16 protein-coding genes are annotated in these 17,213 nt (G+C 41.2%); 15 read left to right on the top strand and 1 reads right to left on the bottom strand.

The window, feature by feature from the left end; all coding sequences use genetic code 11:
- The 5 genes from AC4E92_RS08790 to fabD all read left to right on the top strand — a co-directional run.
- Window positions 1–1,182 (top strand): diguanylate cyclase domain-containing protein (locus AC4E92_RS08790; protein WP_490240218.1); only part of this gene is annotated, 1,182 nt, incomplete at its 5' end.
- A gap of 301 nt (window positions 1,183–1,483) precedes the next feature.
- Window positions 1,484–2,710 (top strand): beta-ketoacyl-ACP synthase II, encoded by a 1,227-nt coding sequence (gene fabF / locus AC4E92_RS08785; RefSeq protein WP_490240217.1) that lies wholly within the window; start codon window positions 1,484–1,486, stop codon window positions 2,708–2,710.
- On the top strand, window positions 2,707–3,138 hold the full coding sequence (gene fabZ / locus AC4E92_RS08780) for a 3-hydroxyacyl-ACP dehydratase FabZ (RefSeq protein ID WP_490240216.1): 432 nt from the start codon (window positions 2,707–2,709) through the stop codon (window positions 3,136–3,138). The genes fabF and fabZ overlap by 4 nt, the downstream gene beginning before the upstream one ends.
- Window positions 3,119–4,057: an enoyl-[acyl-carrier-protein] reductase FabK gene (gene fabK, locus AC4E92_RS08775; RefSeq protein WP_490240215.1), complete on the top strand. Its 939-nt coding sequence runs from the start codon at window positions 3,119–3,121 to the stop codon at window positions 4,055–4,057. The genes fabZ and fabK overlap by 20 nt, the downstream gene beginning before the upstream one ends.
- Entirely contained in the window at window positions 4,054–4,962 is a 909-nt protein-coding gene (gene fabD, locus AC4E92_RS08770; protein WP_490240214.1) for an ACP S-malonyltransferase, read from the top strand. Before fabK ends, fabD begins: the two co-directional genes overlap by 4 nt.
- Here fabD and AC4E92_RS08765 read toward each other — a convergent pair.
- Window positions 4,959–6,218: a ClC family H(+)/Cl(-) exchange transporter gene (locus AC4E92_RS08765; RefSeq protein WP_490240213.1), complete on the bottom strand. Its 1,260-nt coding sequence runs from the start codon at window positions 6,216–6,218 to the stop codon at window positions 4,959–4,961. The two genes, fabD and AC4E92_RS08765, sit on opposite strands and share 4 nt — an antisense overlap.
- A 373-nt stretch (window positions 6,219–6,591) precedes the next feature.
- Between AC4E92_RS08765 and AC4E92_RS08760 the strand changes: the two genes are divergently transcribed.
- From AC4E92_RS08760 to AC4E92_RS08715, 10 genes are read left to right on the top strand one after another with little or no spacing between them, the layout of a single operon-like run.
- Entirely contained in the window at window positions 6,592–7,611 is a 1,020-nt protein-coding gene (locus AC4E92_RS08760; RefSeq protein WP_490240212.1) for a sugar ABC transporter substrate-binding protein, read from the top strand.
- A 56-nt stretch (window positions 7,612–7,667) separates the two neighbouring features.
- Complete coding sequence (locus AC4E92_RS08755) at window positions 7,668–9,164, top strand: sugar ABC transporter ATP-binding protein (protein WP_490240211.1); 1,497 nt, start codon at window positions 7,668–7,670, stop codon at window positions 9,162–9,164.
- Window positions 9,165–9,182: 18 nt separating this feature from the next.
- The gene (locus AC4E92_RS08750) at window positions 9,183–10,199 is read left to right on the top strand and encodes an ABC transporter permease (protein ID WP_490240210.1); all 1,017 of its coding nucleotides are present in this window, start codon (window positions 9,183–9,185) and stop codon (window positions 10,197–10,199) included.
- Window positions 10,200–10,201: 2 nt separating this feature from the next.
- A complete protein-coding gene (locus tag AC4E92_RS08745; RefSeq protein WP_490240209.1) occupies window positions 10,202–11,071 on the top strand; it encodes a sugar phosphate isomerase/epimerase family protein in 870 nt (289 codons plus the stop codon).
- Window positions 11,072–11,083: 12 nt separating this feature from the next.
- On the top strand, window positions 11,084–12,064 hold the full coding sequence (locus AC4E92_RS08740; RefSeq protein WP_490240208.1) for a sugar phosphate isomerase/epimerase family protein: 981 nt from the start codon (window positions 11,084–11,086) through the stop codon (window positions 12,062–12,064).
- A gap of 17 nt (window positions 12,065–12,081) precedes the next feature.
- Window positions 12,082–13,083, top strand: coding sequence for a LacI family DNA-binding transcriptional regulator (locus AC4E92_RS08735; RefSeq protein ID WP_490240207.1), 1,002 nt, complete (start codon window positions 12,082–12,084; stop codon window positions 13,081–13,083).
- Window positions 13,080–13,709 carry a PIG-L deacetylase family protein gene (locus tag AC4E92_RS08730; protein WP_490240206.1) on the top strand — a complete coding sequence of 210 codons (630 nt, stop codon included), beginning with the start codon at window positions 13,080–13,082 and terminating at the stop codon, window positions 13,707–13,709. Before AC4E92_RS08735 ends, AC4E92_RS08730 begins: the two co-directional genes overlap by 4 nt.
- Before the next feature lie 13 nt (window positions 13,710–13,722).
- Entirely contained in the window at window positions 13,723–14,760 is a 1,038-nt protein-coding gene (locus AC4E92_RS08725) for a Gfo/Idh/MocA family protein (protein WP_490240205.1), read from the top strand.
- The gene (locus AC4E92_RS08720; protein WP_490240204.1) at window positions 14,753–16,264 is read left to right on the top strand and encodes a sugar ABC transporter ATP-binding protein; all 1,512 of its coding nucleotides are present in this window, start codon (window positions 14,753–14,755) and stop codon (window positions 16,262–16,264) included. Before AC4E92_RS08725 ends, AC4E92_RS08720 begins: the two co-directional genes overlap by 8 nt.
- A complete protein-coding gene (locus AC4E92_RS08715; RefSeq protein ID WP_490240203.1) occupies window positions 16,245–17,207 on the top strand; it encodes an ABC transporter permease in 963 nt (320 codons plus the stop codon). Before AC4E92_RS08720 ends, AC4E92_RS08715 begins: the two co-directional genes overlap by 20 nt.
- Window positions 17,208–17,213 lie beyond the last annotated feature (6 nt).

Raw genomic sequence — 17,213 nt, 5'->3', positions numbered from 1 at the left:
GATCCCAAAGATGGCTTACTCTCACCGGTTGAACTCAGTATATCAGCGGTTTTTTCAGTTCTTGGCGGTGTTCTACATACATTAACTAATTCAATTAGAAAGACAAAATCTGAAAAAATCCTGAGCAGTAAGTTGTTGAGAAAAACCCTTCTTCAGGAAGCATTGCTCGAATTCACCAAACTCGTCCTGAGTGGGCAAATTCGTGATGCATCTGGATACATTCTAAAAAAAGCGGTTGAAATCGTGCCGGGTGCACAGGCAGGAAGTTTGCTGACCAAGAAAAAAGACGTTTTTGTCTTTACAAATGTATATGGATATAGTGAAAAAATGGTTGGAAATCTGTTTTTCAAACCAGAAGAACTTGCTTATGGTATGGATGGTAAGGTGAAGATCATCAAAAATCTGCATAAGATCAACCAAGAAAATCTGACAAGCGAAAAAAGAGACTTTCTGTATTCTGATGAACGTATAGGCAAAATAAAAGCTCTGCTGTCGATACCAGTTTTGGTGAAAAACGAGATAGTAGCGTTTTTCAACCTGGACAACTTCGAAGACGAAAACGCTTTCACACAGGAATCGATACAGGTTGCTGAACTTTTTGCCGGTCAGGTCGGGTTGCTCTTTGAGAGGATGAGACTTGAGGAAGAACTCCAGGAACAAAGACGGATAATGGAATATTATTCATACCACGATCCTTTAACCGGTCTGGCAAACAGAAGATTGCTCGAAGAATTTGCTGAAAAAATTTTCGCGCTTGCCAGAAGAACGAATAAATCAGTTTGCCTGTTGTTCATGGATCTTCACAAATTCAAGCAAGTGAACGACAATTTTGGGCATTCAGTTGGCGATCGTTTACTGAAGATGATCGCTCTGAAAGCTCAAAACAACATCCGCGAAAATGACATCGTTGCAAGACTTGGTGGAGATGAGTTTGTTTTTCTGTTATACGATCTTTCTGACCAAGAAGTCGTCGCTTTTGTAAAAAGACTGCTTGCGGTGATTCAAGAGCCGTTAATCGTCGAAAATATTGCGTTCTCAATCTCAGCAAACTTTGGCATAGCTTTTTACCCAGATGATGGTGATAATCTTGAGACCCTTTTGAGAAATGCAGATATGGCTCTGTATTTTTCTAAGAAAAAAGAAAAACCATTTGCATTCTATTCACAACTGATAGAAAAATGAATATGACGCAAAAGTTACACAAAGATGAACACAGCACAGCGCGGCGAAGCCAAAACTGCTCTTACTTCAACTGTTTCTGCGGGTATGGTTGATTCTATAAAGACCGCACTACTGAACAATTCATCCAGCTTTGGTTAGATTATATTCTGACACACATTCTATATTTTTCACTCACAAAAACACTTCAAAATGGCAGAACTTAAATGTTAAAAAAACAAAAGCAGATTTTTCAGTGAGTAAACTGGCGGTTTGACCGCCTTTTTCCTTAGTGGGTATAATGAACGCAAAGGAGGTAGATCGAGTGCGACGAGTGGTTATCACAGGTATGGGTATAGTTTCACCAATTGGAATTGGAAAGGAAGAAGTGCTGAGGTCTTTAAAAAATTCAAAAATAGCTGCTGATGAAATTTCCAGTTTTGATGCGAGCAATTTACCGGTGAGAATAGCAGCAGAGGTAAAAGATTTCGATCCTGAAAAATTCATTGACAAAAAACTCGTTCGAAGAACAGATAGATTTGTTCATTTTGCGCTCGCTGCAACCAAGGAAGCACTGGAACAGTCAAAGATCGACCTGTCAGCTTTCTCGGAAAAAACAGCAGTTCTCATAGCTTCAGGCATGGGGGGATTTATAACTTTAGATACCGAGAACAACAAATTCTTATCTTCAGGAGCCTCAAAGGTCAGCCCCTTTTTAATACCAATGCTTTTGATAAACATGGCTTCTGGTATCGTTGCAATGGAACACGGTTTGAAGGGAATTAACTTTGCACCGGTGAGCGCCTGTGCAGCATCCGGTCATGCCGTAGCTATCGGCACCATGCTCATAAGGCACGGCTATGCCGATATTGCGATCGTCGGTGGAGCAGAGGCTACAATCGCACCACTGCCAATAGCCGGATTTGCAAATATGAAAGCTCTGTCAACCAGGAACGATGATCCCAAGAAGGCTTCAAGACCTTTTGACATAGACAGAGATGGTTTTGTCATGGGTGAAGGTGGAGCCGTACTGATCATCGAAGCTGAAGAGATAGCAAGGCAAAGAAATGCACATATACTGGCTGAAATAAAGGGATTTGGTATGAACGACGATGCATACCACATGAGCGCACCGGATCCAGAAGGTACAGGTGCTCAAAAAGCCATGCAACTGGCACTGAAAGACGCAAAAATCAATCCAGATCAAATTGATTACGTGAACTGCCATGCCACCAGTACACCTGCAGGAGATGTCGCAGAAGCAAAAGCCATAGAAAGAGTCTTTGGAAAACGTGTTTATGTTAACAGCTCAAAAGCCCTTATGGGACACCTGCTCGGGGCGGCTGCAGCCGCAGAACTTGTGATATCCATTCTACAGATGCACAACAATTTTGTTCATGCAATGCCAAACCTTGATACCTTAGATCCACAGATCAACATCAACGTCGTTGGTAAAACACCGGTTGAAGCTGAAATAAACAATTTCATGAAAAACTCTTTCGGGTTCGGCGGGCACAACGTTTCGCTTGTGGTCGGGAGGTATGAGGGTTGAACATCGATCAGATAATGAGGATCCTACCGCATCGTTTTCCAATGCTTTTAATCGACAGGGTCGTTGAAAAAACTGAGGATCACGTAATAGCGATGAAGAATGTAACTGCCTGTGAGATATTCTTCATGGGTCATTTTCCAAATTATCCAATTTATCCCGGTGTAATGATAATCGAAGGGCTCGCACAGGCTGCAGGCATCATGCTGCTCAAACCAGATCAAAATGTGATTCCACTGTTTCTTGGAATCGATGAAGCAAGATTCAAATCTATGGTGAGACCAGGTGATGTACTCACCTACGAAGTCAGATTGAAAGAATCAAAACTGGGTGTTTTTAAAGTCAGCGGTGTTGCAAAAGTTCAGCAAAAAATCGTGGCAACAGCAACACTCTTGGTGGGAGTGAAAAAAGATGAAGAACCGAGTGACTGAGTTACTGAAAACAGAGTACCCAATTCTCATGGGTGGCATGGCTTGGGCTGGTACACCAAAACTTGCGGCTGCGGTTTCAAATGCCGGAGGACTTGGAATAATAGGCTCAGGTGCCATGAATCCAGAACAGCTCACACATGCAATTCATTTTTTAAAGCAGTTGACAGACAGACCTTTTGGTGTAAACATCATGCTCGCATCACCTTACGCAAATGAACTTGTAGAAGTTGTCTTGAAAGAACATGTTCCGGTTGTAACTTTTGGTGCTGGAAACCCCGCAAAATACATACCATCTCTGAAGGAGCAAGGCATCGCAGTGCTGCCCGTAGTTGCCTCTGATTCGCTGGCAAAACTACTCGAAAGATCTGGAGCAGATGCAGTGATTGCAGAAGGCATGGAATCTGGTGGCCACATAGGAGAAGTTACAACGATCGTACTTGTGAACAAAGTAGCAAGATCTGTGAAAATACCAGTAATTGCAGCCGGTGGTATTGCCGATGGCAGGGCAATGGCTGCCGCATTCGCATTGGGTGCCGAAGGTGTTCAGATCGGTACAAGGTTTCTGGCTTCTGTCGAAGCAGAGATCCATGATAATTACAAAAAAAAGATACTGAGTGCTTCGATAAGAGATACCGTTGTGACCGGAATGAAACTCGGTCATCCGGCAAGAGTTTTGAAAACACCTTTTGCAAGGCAAATATGCGAACTTGAATCACAGAGCCCTCTTGAAGCAGAACAAGTACTGGTTGGCAGTTTAAAACGAGCTGTGCTGGAAGGTGATATAGACTCCGGTTCTTTCATGGCTGGACAGGTGGCAGGACTGATAGACCAGATATTACCAGTCAATGAGATCATATCAAAGATTTTTGAAGAATTCAGGCAAACTGTTCAAAAACTTCACAGGGAGGTGTTTCAATGAGAGCATTTATTTTTCCAGGCCAGGGATCTCAATATTCCGGGATGGGAAAAGATTTTTCTGTATATCCAAGGGCATATTTTTTCTTTGAAAGGGCAAGGGACGTACTTGGTATTGACATGTATCAATTGATGAACGAAGACGAAGAGATTCTCAAACTGACAGAAAATGCACAGCCAGCGATTTACCTTGCAAGTTATATAGCCTTCGATGAACTGATGAGAAATGGTTATGTTCCTTCTGTCTTAGCAGGACACAGCCTTGGAGAATACACTGCCCTTGCAGCTGCTGATGTTTACGACTTTGAATTGGGATTGTACATAGTCAGAAAGAGAGGAGAGTACATCTCACAGGCAATTTCTCCAGGAGAAGGAACAATGGCAGCGATCATTGGCTTGAAATTCAAAGAAGTAGAACAGCAAATAGCCACTTTGGAGGGAGTCTGGATCGCGAATCACAACGCCGAAGATCAGATAGTAATAAGCGGTTTCAAAGACAGTGTGAAGAACGCCATGCAACTGTTGAAAACGAAAGCAAAAAAAGTCGTTGAACTCAAAGTCAGCGGACCTTTCCACACACCTTTGCTTGAAAGCGCAAAACAGAAAATGGCAAAAGAATTGAAAGATGTCAAGTTCAGAAAACCTCGCTGGCCAATAGTGATGAACTGCACAGGGCGTGAAACGACAGATCCAGAAGAAATAAAAAATTACGTGTTAGAACAGATAACTTCGGCTGTATTATGGCACGATTCGATTTACAATATCACAAAAATGAATATCTTCAACTTCATTGAGGTTGGACCCGGAAAAGTTCTGACCAACCTGTTGAAAAGATCCTCACTGGTATCATGCCAGCATTTCACAGAACTCATATCACAAAAGAGCAAACTACAGATCGTACAGGTTTAGGCGAGGTCAGTATCCTCGCCTTTTTTCTTATAACCATTTTCAACACCATGCACAATTTTCTTGAAAAGAACATCGTATATCGGCTGTGTATTGAGAAATCCAGATACCACATAAGCCACGACTGAAACCAGCAACAGGGATAAAAAATGATCAAATGAACCGACAAGTTCTGCCGTCAGTATGATGCTGGTCAGCGGAGCTCTGACAACTGCCGTGAGATATCCTGCTATACCGAGAATCACAAAATTTGGAAGATAAAAATCACCTATGCTACTTACCATGGCAATCATTTTTGAATAAAACACACCTGTCATTGCACCAATTGCAACCATGGGCAAGAATATACCACCCGGTGCTTTTGAGCCATAACTGATCAGCGTGAAGAAAAATTTTGCAATCAACAGAATCAAAATGGTTTTCAAAGAAAATAACCCTGATAAACTGTGTATTACCAGCTCATGACCACCGCCGAGTATCTGCGGCAAAAAAATCATAAAAACCCATGCCAGAGCAGTTGGGATTAGAATATTCAACCACCTGAAATTCTTAAAGACATCAACAAAGTACAGCAATAGCCTTTCAAAAAGCGAACCTGATATTCCAACGATTATTCCAAGAACAATTATCAATGAATAGTATTTCAAAGGCAAGACATCCTTTAGCTGAACAAAGAATACCGGAGTCATACCAAAAATCATCTTAGAAGCAAAATCAGCGCTGATTGCAGCAACTGCACAATTGACAACACTCAGCACCGAAACGCTCATCTGTAGCTCTTCAATTGAAAAAGCTATTGCCGCCAGCGGTGCATTGAAAGCAGCAGCCAACCCGGCGCCTGCACTGATCGTTATGAGTTGTTCTCTATCAGATTTGCCGTTAGAATGCTTGTAAAACCAGTAACCAACCGAAGATCCAATCTGTATGGAAGGACCTTCTCTTCCAAGTGAAAAACCATTGAATATTGCAAAAATTCCTCCGACGAATTTGTAGAATAAAACCTTCAATGGATCGTAATCGATTTTTCTTGAGATCAAAGCTTTAACCTGAGGTATACCGCTCCCGCTGACAAATGATGCCCTTGTGGCAATTATTTTCAGGACAATGGCGGTCGGTATTGTCAGTATCATCCACAAAATAAACCAGTGGTTTGATACTATAAAAATCCTAAGTGCATCTATCTTAACAATACACAATCTATACAAAGCTGCAAGAATACCAGCCAAAAAACCAACAAATGCGCTGTAGAGTACAGTCACTATTCCACCTTCCTGGCAAATCTACCCAACATTAAAGAGTAACATTTGATTTTTTCAGCCAATTGACAATTTGACTGATTTCGCTCGCGAGATTTTCAAAGAAAAACTGCGAAATGGTTAGCAAAAAGGCAATTTTGATTGATAAACCATGATAGCTACCAATATCGATTGCATTTGCGTCAATACAAAAGGAGAACATATTTGACTCAATAGTTGATTTTTGGTATTTTTAAGATGAAATTGCTGGTCAATCGTTTGACTTATCATAAACAAAGCATAAACATCGCCATTTTAACTGGATATTTAAGGAAAAAAACCGTGGTTAAGTACAGACTGGCTCGTATTAAACGAGCCAACATAGAGGAGGTGTGTTATGAAGAATTTCAGGGTACTGGCCTTGCTATTATTGATACTGGTCAGCGTTTTTGCTTCAATTGGCATGGCAAAGAAACTGGTTTATGGTTATGTCACTCCCGGCCCGGACACATGGTACAGGAAAGACGTGGAAGGATTTGTCTATGCCGCAAATCTTGCCGGAGTTGAGGTAGTAGTTTTGAATTCAGATTATGATGTAGAAAAAGAGATCTCCAATATTCAAACATTGGTGAATATGAAAGTAGACGGAATGTGTATATTCTCCTTCAACCCAAATGGCGCTTTCATAGCAGCAAGAGAGTGTGCCAAAGCCGGTATACCCCTTGTTGTAACAGATAATGTCGGTGAAGTTCTGAAATCAAAAGATCCCGTCGTTGCATGTATCGATTTTAACTGGGATGCCATGGGAAAGGATATCGCACAGTACATCGCCACCAATTACCCGGGAGAGAATATCGCGGTTATCATGGGAAGGCTGGAACATGTTCCAGTACAAATGTTTCTCAAATCTTTTGAGCCTGCTGTGAAAGAACTGGGTAAGAACAAGATAGTCGCCATCAGAGATGGACAGTACATACCGGATGAGGCGGTAAAACAGGCACAGGACTTAATTGAATCCGGTTATAAGTTTTCAGTTCTGTTTGTTTTCAACGAAGAGATGGGTGCCGCAGTTGTCCGCATGCTCAAATCAAGAGGTCTGCTGAATAATCCAATAAAAGTCATCACAACAAACGGCGCACCTTATGGAATCGAATTGATCAAAGAGGGAGGAATCAAATACTCAATTTCGAGTTCACCTGGATGGGAAGGCTTCGTTTCATTCCTGGCTCTGCATTCATATGTGACCGGAAAGATCAAAGCACTCAGACAGTGGATTTTCCTGCCAATAACACCTATCACCCCCGAAACGATAGATGATAAGACCAAGGTTGTACCATGGGATATAGATCCAGTGTGGATCGATCTCACAAAACAGTATTTCCCAGAATACAAAGGATTACTGGATGTTTTGAATTAAGATGCTGAATAAGGGGATGGAATTCTCCATCCCCTTATTTTGGGAGCTGATTGTTGGTGGCTGAAAAAGACCTTCTTGTTGAACTCAAAAACATAGTAAAGATATACGGTGAACATACTGTTTTGAAAAACGTCGATTTTGATTTAAGAGCGGGAGAAATACACTGTCTTGTTGGAGAAAATGGTGCGGGTAAATCAACTTTGATAAAGATTTTGTCAGGTGCAATTTCACCGGAATCAGGAGAAATCTCGATTCTTGGCAAGAAAATGAAAGCTCTGACTCCAAGATTAGCAATCGAACTTGGTATCACAACAGTTTACCAGGATGCTGAAATCGTTGATTCACTCACAGTCGCTGAGAACATATTCCTGGGTAATGAGCTGGGTTCGAAAATACCACTCAAAGTAGACAGGCAAAAACAGATTGATGAAACTCAGAAAATCCTCAAAAAGCTTGGTATAAATCTGAATGCGGACGAAGTTGCCGCAAATTTGTCTACCGCAGAAAAACAGCTGGTTCAAATCGCAAAGGCATTGCACAGAAAAGCCAAAGTGATAATAATGGACGAACCAACAAGTTCATTGGGACTTGAAGAAACAAAAGCACTGCTTACCCTTTTGAAAAACCTAAAAGCGGAAGGATTAGGCATAATATATATCTCTCATTATTTGAACGAAGTGTTCGAAATAGCTGATAGAATAACCATTCTAAAAGACGGTGAAAAAATGGGTACATACCTTTCAAAAGATATTGATCTGAACACAGTCGTTAAGAAAATGGTTGGAAGAGATTCCGCACTGTTTTTTCAGCGCAAGCAGATTCCGTTAGGTGACATACGGTTCCAGGTTCGCAATATCACCAAAGAAGGTGTTGTGGAAGATGTCAGCTTTGATGTCAGAGCGGGTGAAATTTTTGGCATAGGTGGTCTGGTGGGATCTGGCAGAACAGAATTGGTGAGTTTGATATACGGTGCACAGAAACCGGACAGGGGCGAGATTTTCATAGATGGAGAAAGGGTTGTCCTCAGATCACCAATGGACGCGATGAAAAAAGGCATTTGTTTTGTCTCGGAAGATAGAAAAAAATACGGTATGTTTCTGGGAAGAAACGTGGTAGAAAATCTGATGGTTGTCAGGAATAAATTGTCAAAGAGACTTCTACTCAACTTAAATGAGGAACTGATGCTTTCAACCCAAACGGTCAAAAAACTTTCAATCGTAGTTTCAGATGCAAATCAGCTGGTTGAAGAGCTTTCTGGAGGGAATCAGCAAAAGGTAATCATCGGAAGATGGTTGCTGAATCCCAACGCGGCATTGTACATATTCGATGAACCAACAAAAGGTGTTGATATAGGTGCAAGGGAACAGATATATCAAATCATGCTGGAGCTTGCAGAAAACGGGAAGAGTATAATAATGGTTTCTTCAGATATGCCCGAACTTTTGTCCATGAGCGATCGTATAGGTGTTATGAGAAATGGAAGGTTGACTCATATTCTGGACAATAAGAATCTAAAAGAAGAAGATTTAATCAGGCTTTTCATTGGCGTCTGATCTCAGGAGGGACATGTTATGTCAGAGCAGGGTAATTCCAATCGAGTTTTACCGAAAGGTAAAAGGCCAGTGTACAAAAATCAGTGGTTTTTTCTGCTCTTAGCAGAAGTGGTCCTTGCAATCATCACCGGAACGATAAATCCAAGGTTTTTCAGTCTCAGTAACATCACAAACATTCTGGAACAAATTGCCGTGCTGGGCATACTCGCATCTGGTATGACCATTTTGATAATTTCTGGAGAGATAGATATATCCGTAGGTGCTAACATTGGGCTGGTTTCCTGTGTGATCGCTATGATGATCAAAAACGATGTCAGTTACCTGTGGGTAATTATCGTAGCTCTAACTCTGGCGGCTTTTGATAGTTTGCTGGTTGGATCGTCGTCTTTGATTTTCAGGGCACCATCTTTCATCACTTCACTCGGCTTTTTGAGTGTCTTTAGAGGAACAGCATACGCTATAACAAAAGGAGTATTCCAGACTATTTACGGAAAGTTCGAAACACTGGGTTTGACAAGAATATGGGGAATACTTCCTTTAGGGTTTCTTGTGGGAATTTCCATATATTTTCTGGCTCACTTCATCTTGAAATACTCCAAACTCGGCAGGCATTTTTATGCAGTGGGAAGTAATCCTGCGGCTGCATATTTATCTGGAATCTCGATCTTCAAAACTAAACTTTTGGCTTTTTTGATAAATGGATTGCTGGTAGGACTTGCTTCAATGATACTTTTGTCAAGAGTTGGTGCAGCTCAACCGACCACAGGTTCTGGGTTGGAGCTGAGGGCAATAGGTGCTGTCGTTATTGGAGGCACTCCTCTGTCCGGAGGTAAAGGTAATATACTGGGTACATTTTTCGGTGTTCTGCTCATGGGAATAATTTCCAATACACTCAACATGTTAAGAGTTAATCCATATTTTCAGGAGGTTGTCTTTGGAATCTTCATAGTGGCTTCGCTTGCTGTGAGTGCTTTCAGTATGTATGCGGGAAAGGGTATTTTCAAAAAATCCATCAAACGCGACAGGGAGGGATAGTTATGAAAATAGGGTTCCATACAGATGCTTTCAATTCTGCTGTTTTCAGTTTTGATAAGGCTTTACAATGGGCTAAAGAACACGATGTTCATTATATCGAATGCGGAGTTATCGATGGTCTTGCCTGGATACATGGACTTGGATATTTCCCTCACATTTCTCTGTCGGAGGATCCACTCAAAATGAGGGAAAAGATGTCAAAATATGGCGTCAAATTCTCTCAACTGGATGCCGCTTATCCTCTTTCCGGTAAAGATGGGATGTATTTTGGGGTTCAGTACGTCTGCAAAACATTACCCTGGGCGAAATTAGTTGGATGTGATAACATAGCAACCACCGATGGATTGCACAAGCCAGAAGGATTATCTGATCAAGAAGCAATGGAATTGATGAAAAGATCGTACTCCTATATTGTTGAGCTTGCTGAGCTTTATGGGATAAATATCAACATAGAAATTCACGGCTATTTCACAACAAAACCAGAGATGTTAGAGAAAATGCTCGATTTTGTCAAAAGCGACAGATTGGGACTCAACCTTGACACAGGCAATACTTTCATAGCCGGACAGGATCCAGTTGAATTTTGCAGAAAATTCGTAAAGAAAATAAAGCACGTGCACATAAAAGATGTCTCTGAGAGTCTTGCGATGAGTTTGAGAGGGAAAGATACTGGTATAGGGATAAGTCATTCTGCAGTTGGCGAAGGCGTTAATGCAGATAACATACGCAAGGTTCTAAAGATACTGAAAGACAACAACTACCAGGGCACCCTGAGCATAGAATGTGAAGGTAAAGGCGGGATTTTACTTGAAAAATCGTTGAATTGGTTGAGAAACACTTTAAAAGAATTGGATATCGAAGAAGAAAGATAAGGAGTGTTTCAATTGAAGAGACTGCAGAATTTTCAGATCAAAAAACTTCAGATAATAGAAAGATTTCTTGAGTTCAAAAATAAGAACCCGGAAAAGATGACCAGAAAACTTGATCTGTCCTGGAGTATATGGATGTTCGGACGTGAATCTTTTGAAAAATCCTTATACAGACTGAAGAACAACGGGATAAATTTTGTCGAGCTCAAGGGTGATAATTACACCGATGAGATTTCTTCCAATGTAAACAAGGTGAATGATGTGCTGGAAGATTTAAAGATGGAAGTGTCCGGAATATGTGGGCTTTACTCGCAGTACAACGACCTTTCAAGTTCAAATCCATACGTGAGGCAGGCTGCTATCGATTATGTAAAAAGGCAAATAGATTTTGCGCAGTCCGTCAACGGGCGGTATCTAATAGTGGTTCCGAGTGCTGTTGGTCGAACTAAGCCTGAAGATGATTACGAGCTGTATCGTAGTGTGGAGACTATGAGAATCTGTGCAAAGTATTTTGAAAGATCGACTGTCAAAGCTGCTATTGAACCAATAAGATCTGCCGAAGTCAGTTTAATACATACTGTAGATCAAGCTCTTGCATATATCAAAGCGGTGGATCATCCAGCGATATACTATATAAATGGCGATATTTATCACATGCTGTGCGAAGAAAGTAATATCGCAGAAGCCATAATAAAATGTTCTGATCGACTCATAAATCTTCACATAGCAGATAGTAACCGTGATGGACCTGGCAAGGGAATGATAGATTTAGATCTGGTCATAATGGCAGCTTATCTGATTGGTATGAACCAGCAAGGAAGGTTTATCACCTTTGAACCACTTGGTCCTTATGCTGATCCATATGTCTTAGCAAATTCTTCAGCCGACGAATCAGTGATGGACAATTTGGTTAGAGAATCGGTGACTTATTTCAGGCAGAGGGAAGAATTTGTCAGAGAAATGAATGAATCTGATATTGCTCTGGTTGTTCTGTAACATCGGGAGGTCTGATAGTGGCGAATCTAAAACAGATAGCCGATTTGACAAAGGTTTCAATCTCCACAGTTTCAAAGGTGCTCAACGGCAAGGGACGGGTCAGCGATAAAAAGCGCAGAGAGATTTTGAGAGTGGCTAAGGAACTCGGTTATACACCGGATTTTCATGCAAGGACGATGGCGAGAAAAACAAAGATCACAACAGTGGGTCTCATTGTACCTGACATAATTAACCCGTTTTTTGCCAGACTCACACGCGGTGTTGAAAAAGCATGTGGTGAGGACTCACTGGTTATCCTGATGGATTCATTCAGAGATCTACATAGAGAAGAGATGCTCATAAAGAATGCGAGATTTTTTGGAGTGAGCGGAATCATCATAGGAAATTCTCGCATTAACGATGATCTGGTCTTAGAGGTTTCTTCATATATTCCCGTTGTCGTTTTTGATAAAGACTATGATCATGAAAATGTCGTTTCAATCGTATTAGACAACTTTTATGGTGCGTATTCTGCGACAAAACATTTGATCGAGAATGGATGCTCAAATGTCATTCACCTTGGAGGAACATACGAGCTATACGTTTCACTTCAAAGACTTGAGGGATATAAAACAGCCATGAAAGAATTTGGATTAGAACCAGTCGCGTACCCGGTGGGATACGATGAAGATAAAGGTTATCAGCAGATGAAAAAGATACTCTCATCTGGTCAAAAGGTGGATGGCGTCTTTTGTATGAACGACCTTGTCGCGATAGGTGCTATGAGAGCCATTAAGGAGTTTTCTTTAAAAGTGCCACAGGACATTGCAATCGTTGGATTTGACGATGATGAGCAGTTATGCGAAGTTATATCTCCGTCTCTGTCTTCTGTTCATCAACCAGTCGAAGAAATGGGTGAAATATCGGCAAAACTCCTTTTCGAGTTGATCAAGGGAAACAAAAAGATAAACAGGTACATTTTTTCTCCCAGATTGGTTGTGAGACAGTCAAGTTCAAAGAGAAAGGAAGGATCTGATTGAAAAAAATCCTCGTTGTTTCGGCACACAGTGATGATCCGATCATAGGAATGGGAGGAACCATAGCAAGGATGGCTATGAAAAACTATGAGATTCTTGCCATCTGTGCGTGCAAAGATAGAATTCATGGTTTTGACAGGGCAATTAATATGCTTGGCGCGAAACCTGAATACCTTGAATATTCATACAGCCAGATCGACGAGGCAAAGTTATTTGAAGATGTGAAGAGAGTTTTTGAGAAATTCAACCCGGATGTGGTCTTCACGCACTGGCATACAGAGATACTGTACGATCACCAGGTGGTATCACAGCAAACAATCAAGCTGGCAAGGAAATTTGAAAAAGAAATCTATCTGTTTGAAATACCAGCTTCAAGTGTCGACTTTGATTTCGATGTAGCCGTGGACATAACAGACACATATGAACTCAAGAAAAAGGTCATTGAGATCATGAAGGATGCTTTTGATGAACGCGTTTTTTTAAAGGAGATCATGCCATCTATCATCTATCCAGCCGGTTTCAGAGGAATTCAGGTTGGCTGTGATTTTGCCGAAGTATTCAGGCATTTTGGTTCAAGGTTTCCACTATCTCCACTCAACAAGAAACTTATTGACGTAATGCAAATCTGAGGAGGTGTTAACATTGCCAGAGAAAATCAAACTCGGTATCATCGGGGCTGGAAAAATTTCACAAGTACTGCACATCCCAAATGCATATTTCTCTGAATACGTTCAACTCGTGGCGATATCAGACAAAGACCAGGAGAGATTGGATTTCTTCAGAAAAAAACTCAATGACGAGAAAATACACTTCTACACAGAATATTCAGTCATGCTTGAAAAAGAAGATATCGATGCCGTGGTAGTCGCTCTGCCAAATTTCCTTCACGCAAAGGCTTCACTTGATGCTTTGAGAATGAACAAACACGTACTGGTTGAGAAACCAATGGCAACTAATTCCCAGCAGGCTCTGGAAATGGTTCAAACGGCAAAGGAAAAACAAAAAATACTGATGACAAACCATTCTCAAAGATTTTTCCCTCATCACCAAAAAGCCAGAGAGATAATCGATTCAGGTCTGATTGGACAGATAAGGCTTGTGAAAACGATGTTCGGACATTCAGGTCCTGAAAACTGGTCCCCAAATGCCGCCTGGTTTTTCCAGAAGGACTCAGCGATGTTTGGAGCTCTTGGTGATCTTGGAGTGCACAAAGTAGATCTCATAAGATACTTAACGGGATTGGAGATAACTGAGTGCACTGCAATGATAGGGACTCTGGAAAAACAGGGTAACGTCGAAGATATTGCAAGCGCTGTTCTAAGGCTCTCAAATGGTGGCTTTGCGACACTCGATGCCAACTGGATCACAAAGGGTCTCGAGGAGAATTACACTGTCATTTACGGAGAAAGAGGCACCATAAAGATAGGACAAACAGATCCTTCGAGGATCGATATCTATCTTTCAAAACCTATCAGTTTCCACGGTCAAATAAGTCTCAAACCGCTGTTTACAAATGAAGATCCATACTGGAAGATGCCGGTCATAGACCATTTTGCAAAAGTATGCCTTGGTTTGGAAAAACCAATTGTACAACCAGAGGACGGAATGATAGCTGTAAAAATCGTTGAAAAGATCCTTGAATCATCTAAAAAAGGAGGAACAGTAAGGATAGATGGTTAGCGAAGCAGTCCTGTCTGCCAGGGGTATATGCATGGATTTTTCATCTGTAAGAGTCCTGCACGATGTAAACGTGCTGTTTCAAAGATCAAAGGTCTATGGCGTGGTTGGTGAGAATGGAGCAGGCAAATCGACCTTAATGAGAATTTTATCCGGTTTTTTGCAACCAACCCAGGGTGAGATCTTTGTTGAGAATCAAATGGTTCATTTAAACCCACTCAAAGCCAAGTCACTGGGTATAATACTCATTCCCCAAGAATTGAATCTGGTTGACAGTCTCAGGGTTTACGAAAATGTATTTCTCGGTAGCGAGGTCGAAAAAAGTTTTCTTTTGAACAAAAAAGCGATGATCGAAAAAACAAATGAGTATCTGAGCAGACTCCAGTTAAAAATCGATCCAAAACTCTACGTTTCTCAACTCTCACCGGCACAAAAGCAAATGGTAGAAATAGTAAAAGCAATATCAAAAAAGGTAAAAGTGCTGATCATGGATGAGCCGACTTCTTCTTTGAGTGAAGAAGAGATTTCCAAACTCTTCGAGGTTATCAGAAATATGAAAAATTCGGGTGTCACAGTTGTTTTCATCTCCCATAAGTTGAGAGAAGTCAAAGCAATTACCGATGAACTGGTTGTTCTCAGAGATGGTAGAAAGGTTTACGAAGGGCAAACACAGCAGCTCACAGAAAAACAGATAGCAGAACTCATGATAGGTAGAAAGTTGGATGAAATGTATCCCCCAAAATCTACACCTGCAAAAGAGGTATTACTGGAAGTGAAAAATCTCACCTCAAAAGATGGTACCTTCAAAGATGTGGACTTTAAGGTCTTCAAAAGAGAAATACTCGGTTTCTACGGTCTTGTTGGCTCCGGTCGTACCGAGCTAATGGAAGCGATAATAGGTATTAGGAAATTGCAAAGTGGTCAGATTTTGCTAAATGGCAAAAAAATCGACATCAACTCTGTACAGGATGCGAAAAGATCAGGCATAGTTTATCTACCAGAAGATAGAAAAACTGCGGGGATAATTCTTTCTTTGCAGGTGTTTATGAACACCACGGTTATGTCACTGGAAAAATTTTCAAAGATTTTGCTCAAAAAAAGAAAAGAAATAGAGACTTTCAAAAGCTACCAGGAGAAATTCGATATAAAAGCAAGAACACCTTTTCAACTTGCCAGAACACTGAGCGGCGGCAATCAGCAGAAAGTGGTGATATCAAAGCTCGTGCAAACAGGTGCCAAAATCTTCATCTTTGATGAACCCACGCGCGGTGTTGACGTCAATGCAAAACATCAGATTTATGAAATTATGCACCAGATGGTAAAGGAGCTCGATGTCACTTTCATCGTGGTTTCATCAGAATTACCAGAGATAATTGGGTTATGCAACAGAGTAATCGTTATGAGAAATGGAAAAATAGCTGGCTCTGTGTCTGGCGAACAGATCAATGAGAAAAACCTGATCTATCTTGCTACGGGTGTAGAGGAAGGTGGTTCTCATAAAGATTAAAACAGCTTTCAAATTGAACTTTTCAAAGTATCTCATTGTTTTCATTTTAATCGGTTTAATGGCTTTTTCCGGTATATTGAGTCCGGCATTCCTAAAGCCAAGAAACATACTGAACATATTCTGGCAGACATCGTACGTTGGTATCATCGCCATAGGAATAACCTTCGTGATGATAGCAGGTGGTATAGATCTTTCAGTTGGCTCAATGCTGGCTCTACTGGGTTCTGTGGCGATCCAGTCGGTGAACAGGTTTGGTGATAAAACATCTTCTGTGGTTCTTTCGATTGTGCTTACGTATGGTTTAGCGGTACTGCTGGGATTCGGTGTCGGATTGTTGACCACAAAAGGCAGAATACCTGCATTTGTCACAACACTCGGTGGTATGGCAATCTACAGGTCCTTAGTTTTGAATTTCGCAAATGGTGGAGTTTACATGACTATGTCACAGAAGTACACGAGTATAGGTATGCGGTTTGTCTTTGGGCTACCACTACCAATGATTGTCTTCATAGCCTATGCCGCGCTTGCCTATATACTGCTGGATAAAACAAAATTTGGCAGACACATTTATGCCGTTGGCGCAAATGAGACAGCGGCGCTTTATTCAGCCATCAAAGTCGATATGGTTAGAACATGGACATATGTGGTAAGCGGCATCTCCGTTGCGACATCGGCGATTTTACTATCTTCGATGATGAGCGCAATTAGTTCATCTTCGACGGGTAACGGTTTTGAATTGGATGCAATAGCCGCTGCGGTAATAGGTGGTACAAGTCTCAGCGGTGGCAGGGGTAGTGTTTTTGGAACTTTCTTTGGGGCTTTGATCTTAGGAGTGATAAACAACATGCTCGTTATGCTCAACGTCGCAGTTTATCTGCAGGGTATGGTAAAAGGTCTGATCATCATCGCGGCGGTATTGCTGCAAAATTTGAAAAAAGAATAAACCCCA

Source organism: Pseudothermotoga sp., from assembly GCF_031962025.1.
Taxonomy (GTDB): domain Bacteria; phylum Thermotogota; class Thermotogae; order Thermotogales; family DSM-5069; genus Pseudothermotoga_B.
The sequence above is the reverse complement of the archived record's forward strand: the minus strand, read 5'-3'. Positions and strand labels throughout refer to the sequence as shown.

Coding starts and splice junctions, on each gene's coding strand:
- AC4E92_RS08720 (WP_490240204.1), top strand. CDS start 14,753: ATGGTTAGCGAAGCAGTCCTGTCTGCCAGGGGTATATGCATGGATTTT.
- fabD (WP_490240214.1), top strand. CDS start 4,054: ATGAGAGCATTTATTTTTCCAGGCCAGGGATCTCAATATTCCGGGATG.
- AC4E92_RS08760 (WP_490240212.1), top strand. CDS start 6,592: ATGAAGAATTTCAGGGTACTGGCCTTGCTATTATTGATACTGGTCAGC.
- AC4E92_RS08750 (WP_490240210.1), top strand. CDS start 9,183: ATGTCAGAGCAGGGTAATTCCAATCGAGTTTTACCGAAAGGTAAAAGG.
- fabK (WP_490240215.1), top strand. CDS start 3,119: ATGAAGAACCGAGTGACTGAGTTACTGAAAACAGAGTACCCAATTCTC.
- AC4E92_RS08745 (WP_490240209.1), top strand. CDS start 10,202: ATGAAAATAGGGTTCCATACAGATGCTTTCAATTCTGCTGTTTTCAGT.